Source organism: Bartonella propinqua, assembly GCF_047263965.1.
Classification (GTDB): Bacteria; Pseudomonadota; Alphaproteobacteria; order Rhizobiales; family Rhizobiaceae; genus Bartonella.
Genome location: NZ_JBLEBK010000018.1, coordinates 1 through 3,673 on the forward strand (window position 1 = coordinate 1; position 3,673 = coordinate 3,673).

The 3,673-nt window shown below is 36.8% G+C and carries 7 protein-coding genes; 5 read left to right on the forward strand and 2 right to left on the reverse strand.

Features of this window, described 5'->3' with window-relative positions:
- Together ACMFKV_RS06920 and ACMFKV_RS06925 are read left to right on the forward strand one after the other, a co-directional pair.
- On the forward strand, positions 1 to 437 hold a 437-nt coding region (locus ACMFKV_RS06920), incomplete at its 5' end, for a major capsid protein (RefSeq protein WP_413154885.1).
- Entirely contained in the window at positions 437 to 808 is a 372-nt protein-coding gene (locus ACMFKV_RS06925; RefSeq protein WP_413154893.1) for a head-tail joining protein, read from the forward strand. The genes ACMFKV_RS06920 and ACMFKV_RS06925, both read left to right, overlap by 1 nt.
- A 96-nt stretch (positions 809 to 904) precedes the next feature.
- Here the strand turns inward: ACMFKV_RS06925 and ACMFKV_RS06930 are convergent, their stop codons facing one another.
- Together ACMFKV_RS06930 and ACMFKV_RS06935 are read right to left on the reverse strand one after the other, a co-directional pair.
- Complete coding sequence (locus tag ACMFKV_RS06930; RefSeq protein ID WP_413154887.1) at positions 905 to 1,459, reverse strand: hypothetical protein; 555 nt, start codon at positions 1,457 to 1,459, stop codon at positions 905 to 907.
- On the reverse strand, positions 1,456 to 1,962 hold the full coding sequence (locus ACMFKV_RS06935) for a Panacea domain-containing protein (RefSeq protein WP_413154889.1): 507 nt from the start codon (positions 1,960 to 1,962) through the stop codon (positions 1,456 to 1,458). The genes ACMFKV_RS06930 and ACMFKV_RS06935 overlap by 4 nt, the downstream gene beginning before the upstream one ends.
- Before the next feature lie 183 nt (positions 1,963 to 2,145).
- Between ACMFKV_RS06935 and ACMFKV_RS06940 the strand changes: the two genes are divergently transcribed.
- The 3 genes from ACMFKV_RS06940 (at position 2,146) to ACMFKV_RS06950 (ending at position 3,627) form a co-directional block, all read left to right on the forward strand.
- A complete protein-coding gene (locus tag ACMFKV_RS06940; RefSeq protein ID WP_413154890.1) occupies positions 2,146 to 2,355 on the forward strand; it encodes a hypothetical protein in 210 nt (69 codons plus the stop codon).
- Between the two features lie 28 nt (positions 2,356 to 2,383).
- Positions 2,384 to 2,914, forward strand: a complete 531-nt coding sequence (locus ACMFKV_RS06945) for an antA/AntB antirepressor family protein (protein WP_413154891.1) — start codon at positions 2,384 to 2,386, stop codon at positions 2,912 to 2,914.
- Positions 2,915 to 3,078: 164 nt separating this feature from the next.
- The gene (locus ACMFKV_RS06950) at positions 3,079 to 3,627 is read left to right on the forward strand and encodes a hypothetical protein (protein ID WP_413154892.1); all 549 of its coding nucleotides are present in this window, start codon (positions 3,079 to 3,081) and stop codon (positions 3,625 to 3,627) included.
- Positions 3,628 to 3,673 lie beyond the last annotated feature (46 nt).

A 3,673-nucleotide genomic window follows, 5' to 3' on the forward strand; every position in this document is an offset into this window, starting at 1 on the left:
AAAACCACAAAACCATTCGTGAAACCTATTTAAATACAGCGATGGCACAGACATTAAACAGTGCAAAAGGTGTTGCAACACCAAGTGCTATTGGGGCAGGGAGCTTTGGTAGTTTTGATTTTGCTGGAGTGACCTTTATTAACTATCGAAGCATTCATAATTATAATGTTAATGCTAAAGCGGGTAAAAAACGTGCAATAGGGATTAAGCCTGATGAGTGTCAATTCTTACCCGTTGATGCTCCTCATGTGTTCCAGAAAACTTTTGCACCGGGTGAATCTTTAGATTTTGCCAATACGGTTGGAAAGCCTCTTTACACGATGCTGATAGTCGATCACGATCGTAATGCATGGGTTAAACCTGAAGTGTATAGCTATCCGCTCTATATTTGCACACGCCCTGAGATGCTCTTTAAAGGCGTTATAGGAGCCAAATGATGCAATGGCACAGGCTGCTTAACAAAATGGTTGAAGATGTACGCAACAGTTTTGGGCAGCCTGTCATTTATACGCGAAAGGAGACAGGGCAGTCTTTTGAGATCACAGCGATTTACGGCATTAAACATTCAGAAACGGAAGCAGGAAGCAGAACACGCACGACAATCCCCAAAAAAGAACTTGATGTTTGCATCAATGATATTGGCGGATTGCCACCAAAGCTTCAAGATAGTGTTGTTGTGATGTCTCCTGAAAACAACGAAGCTGCTCCTTCTCAAGAGCACTTCTTTGTGGCGGATGTACAAGCTTCAGAATCGGGCATGTATAAGTTGATTTTGCGTGAAGCACCTTCATCTGCTGGTGTATCGTAAACAACGCCATATATACAGTAGGAAAGAAGTTAGAGACTATCAAGATTTAGATAAGAAGCAAGACATGCTAATTTCAGCTTATTTAAATCAATTTTATTAGACTGTTTCTGGACTACAACTTTTATTTTTGATAGCTTTCCAAGTATCATCAAATGTTTTCCCAGAAACGCTCTTTAAACGTCGAGGCAACAGAACAAAAATAAGAAAAACTTGAAATAGCATAACACTAGTCTCCACGAACATATTCTGGAGAAGAAGACACGTATCTTTATCCCACGATGATACATTAAATAACTTTAAAATACCAATTAGCAATTTATAGTTTAGGAAAAAATGCCATGTTTCGATTATCCATTCTGTTTTTAAGATACAATACCATATCTTTTTGAAAAAAAATTTCATAAGCTTGGCGATAAACGGTAATAATGCTACTTCTAATGCAATAAATAATATTTCAGTATTATGACGCTCATGTAAAATTTTATTTCTTAACTCTTGTATATCTTGCTCTTCAACAAGATAAGGAGGATTTTTTGGAGTTGATTCTTCATTAAGAGCATTTTTATTAGGAGCACTCTTATTTTTTCTGTTCTGTAACTCAGTGAGAACTTGATGCAATTTTTTTTCAATAGAATCATCATCATCTTTCATTTTTTAATTTCTTTCAAAAAATAGTTTGAAATGTGGTCATCTATTAATTGTATATTGTAACCTTTTTTATACACTTTTTCCCATGGAGATCCCTTTGAATGAGATTCATTACTTAACTCCCAAGATGAAAAAGATTTGTAGGTATTCCAAACAGCCTCCAATATTCTAATTATGTCTTTGTTCTTTGAATTTTCTGTAATGTTAGGGATATCTACTTCCCCTGTCTCAAAATTACGTGTATATGAAGTGCAATTAATAGGATTTTTTCCCCAACTCCTAAATTCATAATACAAAACAGGAATAACAGGCCCATAATCCCATGCTTCTATGGGATCAGAAAAAAGACGTTTATTTGTAATTGCCAAAACCCAACCATAAGCGAAATACACCAGCTTTATAAGTTTCATTGGCGAAATCTCAATATTTCCTTCATTCCCTTTATTAAGGAAGAAGTTGGCTACTTGTTGAACTGTAAAAATACCATTTTTTTGAACTTTATTCACAGTAAATTCTCTATAATTTAATACAGTATGTAATAATATAAGCACATTATGTAAAAATTTATTCTGTATCTATAATATTAAAACACACTATGTCAATTTTCTTTGATTTTGGTTATAGTGTTTTTTCACAAATTTATTTTCTTTCTTGACAAAATCGTAATAATGTATCTAACATTGATTCAGGTGCCTGAAAAACACCTTAAATGCATAGCGGGTGGATTGCCGACACAATCTCTTCTCCGCACATTAAAGACTTTGACTCGTCATGCGCTTGTTGCGTATAATGATGCTGTCGGGTGTGGTTACACTATACAATACCCTTATGGGGAAGGTGTAACGACGGACTATGCACCGTGTTTTTCAGCACCCGACATTCTTTTTGGATGTCAATGAAAAACGTCTAACTGCATAGGAGTTCATCATGAACACTCTCATACCAATATCAGAAGAGGTTATTGATCAGGAAACTGTTCAAACGGTCAATGCACGTGAATTGCATGCGTTTTTAGAAATAGGTCGCGATTTTACAACATGGATTAAAAATCGCATAAAAACATATAAATTTGTTTCTAAAAGAGACTATATTTTAACGTTCCCCAAAACGGGGGAGCGTCAAAATGTAAGCATGACAGAATATCGTCTCACTTTAGATATGGCGAAAGAGCTTGCTATGGTTGAAAGGAATGAGAAGGGTAGAAAAGCCCGTCAATATTTTATTGAATGTGAGAAGAAATTAAAAAGCCAATCTGTTGATTGTGACCGCGATACACGGTTTGATTTGCCACACTACTGGGATGAGATGAGACCTGCCGAAAAAGCCTTGTATCTTTTGGGACCTATTCATGCGCGTCTTGTTGAAGCTTTTAGATTAGAAGAAGAAAACAAAAGCTATAAAGCGTTAATTGCAGAAGCAAAACGCGTTTTAGAAAATCCTATAAAAAAAGTAGCTTAAATATAAAATATCCTCCCTGCTTTTAAGTGGGGAGGCTCAATAAAGCAGAGTAAAGGTTATATTTGGCAGAAATATACCTATTTAGGCTCCCCTCATTTTCAAAAGTTTAAATTGCTAATTGCCTATGGAGTTAATGAAGAGACATTAACGGAACAGGAGCATTTATGCCTCCAAGAGAGATGGTAAGAGAAAGCTTTGTTGCATTGATAAAGGCAGCCAAGACATCTGTTGGTGACAATGTTTTCAATATGCGGGACTTTAATTTTTCGTCTGAGAACATGCCTGCCATTAACGTGTCTACACAAAGCGAGACGTTGGAACAGGGACATGATTATGGTTTGCGGCGGCGTATTTTAACCGTTGATGTTGAATGTTATGCAACAGAAGAAAATGGTGCGCGCTGTGTCGATCAATTGGCATGGGAAGTCGAAAATGTTTTCCATGCCAATCCCCATTTAAACAATAAGGTTGAGAGCTGTCGGTTACAAAATATTGCTTTTGCCTTTGGTGATAATGGTGTTTTAGCACTCCATGGAGCCATTTTAACCTTTGAGGTCACTTATGTGACGAACATTCCCAATACTGACGAGGAAGGGGGAAGCATAGAAGCAAGATTTGTGGAACCATTCATAGGATTTGATCCCGAAACAGGGGTGAGCAACGAGGATAAATATCAAAAAATCGAGGGTTTTCATGCGAGAGCGGCGGGATAAAGAAATCACCGATCTCAAGCGTCGTGTGGCAAATATGGTTGTGGTG